This window comes from Mesorhizobium sp. M7A.F.Ca.US.005.03.2.1 (genome assembly GCF_003997795.1).
In the GTDB taxonomy this organism is placed as follows: domain Bacteria; phylum Pseudomonadota; class Alphaproteobacteria; order Rhizobiales; family Rhizobiaceae; genus Mesorhizobium; species Mesorhizobium ciceri.
On sequence record NZ_RZRP01000743.1, the window covers coordinates 1 to 3,098 of the forward strand.

Annotated in this window: 2 protein-coding genes; both read right to left on the reverse strand. The window is 61.8% G+C overall.

The window, feature by feature from the left end; all coding sequences use genetic code 11:
• Positions 1-2,045 (reverse strand): type I secretion system permease/ATPase (locus EN991_RS29435; RefSeq protein WP_127370063.1); only part of this gene is annotated, 2,045 nt, incomplete at its 3' end.
• Between the two features lie 39 nt (positions 2,046-2,084).
• On the reverse strand, positions 2,085-3,098 hold a 1,014-nt coding region (locus EN991_RS29440), incomplete at its 5' end, for a TolC family protein (RefSeq protein WP_127370064.1).

Consider the following 3,098-nt stretch of genomic DNA (forward strand, 5'->3'; position numbering starts at 1 on the left):
TCGGCCAGTTCAAGCATGCTGAACCGATGTGTGGAGACGATCAGCGTGGTGTCGCGGTCAAAGGCGACTTTGAGCTGCTTGATCAACTGGCGTTCGGAAGCAAGATCCATCGAGCCCGACGGCTCGTCCAGAAAGACGATTTTCGGTTTGGTCAGCAGCAGGCGCGCGATCGCCACCGTCTGCCTTTGGCCGCCCGAAAGATTGGTGCCGCGCTCGCCGACATTCATGTCGTAGCCGCGCGGGTGGCGTGAGACGAAATCGTCGACGCCGGCCGCCTTTGCCGCTTCGATGATCTGTTCGTCTGTAGCCTCGGGGCATGCCATCAGGAGGTTTTCCTTGATGGTGCCCGAGAACAGGTCGCCGGCCTGCGCAACGATGCCGACCGCGGCGCGAACCTCGGACGGGTGATACTGGCGAATGTCGATCCCATCCAGCAGCAACTCACCGGAAGTCGGCAGGAAGAGCCGGCCGACCAGCCGACCCATCGTCGTCTTTCCCGATCCTATGCGGCCGATGATGCCGATCCGCTCACCCGGCTTGACCGAGAAATTCAGGCCGGTCAAAACTTCGTTTTCCGAGCCTGGATAGACAAACCCGACATTCCTGAACACCATCGCGCCCTTGCGGATGGGGCGGTTGACGAAGCCCACCGTGTCGGGCCGGTCTTCCGGTTGAGCCATGATCGAATTCACCATCCTCAGCGAGAGCATGGCCTGGCGGAACCGGGACAACGTTATGGCGATCTGGCCGAGCGGCGCCACGGCCCTGCTCGCCAGCATCACCGTTCCTATGATTGCTCCTGTCGAAACATGCCCTTCCGAGAAGGCATAGGCGCCGGCCACGACCAGGGCGACGGTCACCAGCTGCTGTATGGACTGGGTGATGTTGCCCGCCGCCGCCGAAAGCTGCTTGATTTTCTCGGACGTGTTGGCGGCGTTCTTGGAGTGCTCTCCCCATTTCCGCAGCAGATACGCCTCGGCGCGCAGCGACTTGATGGTCTCCAGCGTCGAGATGGATTCGACCAGCAGGGCCTGGCGCTGCGATGCTTCGTTCATCGAGGCGGCGACGCGCTTGCCGATGCGGCGCTGGGTGACCAGGCCGACGATGACGGACATCACGAAGGCCAGCGCCGGTATGATCACCAGCCAGCCGCCTATTGCATAGATCACAAGGAGAAAGACGAAGACGAATGCCGTGTCGATGAACACGCTTATGGTGTTGGAGGTGAAGAACTCCCTGACGAATTCATATTGCGTGATCCTGTTTGCGTATTCACCGGTCGAGCCGGGGCGCGCCGAAAGCGACGAGTTCAGCACTTTTTCGAACAGCAGATAGGATATCCGCAGATCCGCCTTGCGGCCGGCATAGTCGATGAGGGAAGCCCTTGCCGTCTTCAAAAGCAGGTCGAACAGGATGACCGCACCGATGCCGAGAGCCAGGACCCACAGTGTCGATATTGCCTTGTTCGGCAGGATCCTGTCGTAGACGTTCATGGTGAAGATCGGCGAGGCTATGGCCAGCAGATTGATGAACACCGCCGCCAGGACGACTTTCGAGTAGGTGCGCCAGAAAGCGCCCATCGTCCCCGTAAGCCAATGTCTTCGCTCGATCCTGGCCGCCGAGCCGACCGACATGGTCTCGGCGGCATTGGCATAGGTGATCGAAAAGGAAGCGCCGCCGCTGATGTAGCTGGCGGCCAGTTCCAACCGGCCGATCGTGGTGCGGCCGTCTTCCTGGGGCGCGGTGATATACGCATCGCCTTCGCCTAGAGCCAGCAGGGCGACGGGCAATTGGCTGACGCGAAAGACGATGGCCGGCAGGTCGATACGCCCCCTGAGAAAATCGCGATGATTGAACTCGGTGACTTCCAGGCCGATGCGTTCGGCAAGGTGCCTGATGTCGTCGGCCGCAATTCGCGTGTCCGAGAGCGGCACGCCGGCAAACAGCACGGTCTCCGCGCTCGGCCTGCCGAGATATCCGGCAACGGCCGAGAAGCAGGCCTTGAACGCCTCCTTCGGGGAGAGGATGTTGGGTTGCTGGTTCACGATCTGCCCGTCAGGACGCTCGCTGGACCTTGTGCTGTCCTATTTCTTCCTCACCGGAGCGAGAATATCGAATGGCAGGTCGTTCTTCTGCTCCGATGGCGTCCGCGCATAGGTTTCTGTGTCCGCGGTTTCCGGTGCTGCGAACTCGGTGCGTGCATAGGCCGTCGCTTGCTTTGCCGGCTCGAGATTCATCGTTTTCAGCAACTGTCCGGTCGCGGCCAGGAGCCGGTACTGGGCAAACAGCGATGCGTAGGACGCGGTATCCGCCAGTGTTGCCGTGTTGAACCGTGTATTCTGCGCGTCGAGCACGTCGAGCAGCGAGCGCTGTCCGACCTTGAACTGCTCGCGATAGGAAGCAACCAGCTTCTCATTGGCAGCGGCTTGTTGCCTCAGGGTCTTTGCCAGATCGGCTTGCCGGAAACGGCGATCCCATGAGGTGCGAACGGCTTCCTCGATTTCGCGCTGGACCTGATGCAGCGCGAGACGCTGTTCACTGGTGCGGCGGATCTGCTCCTGCTCGTTGGCCTTGTCGATGCCACCGCGGTAGAGGTTCCAGCGCAGGACCACGCGCGCCTGCAGGTCGGTGGTGTCGCCATCGTCGCCGTCAATGTCGGTTCCTGCCCGGGCCCGACCTTCAGCGATGATGGAGGGGCCAAATTTTGCCCGCGCAGCGTCCACGAGGGAGGCCGCCGCGTCGATGTCGCTGTTGGCCATGTGTACGCGCGGATTGCTTTCCCGCGCCAACCCTATCGCGTCGTCGAGCGAGCGCGGGAGTGCGGCCGAAACATCGCCGGGCCTCGAAGGGCTGGTCAGTGGCTTTCCGACGGTTTTGAAGAAGCGGATCTTGGCCGCTTCCAGTTCCTCGGTCGCCTCCTGCATGCGCGCCTTGGCGGCGAACAGCCGTTCCTCGGCCTGTTGCCGGTCGGCCTCGTTCAGCGCGCCGCCCGAGATGCCTTGCCGGATGTCGCCGAGAATTGCCTGGTGGAAGCCGAGATTCTTCTTCGCTTCGGCAACGATCGAGGCCTGCAGCATGTATTCCAGATAGTCCTGGAC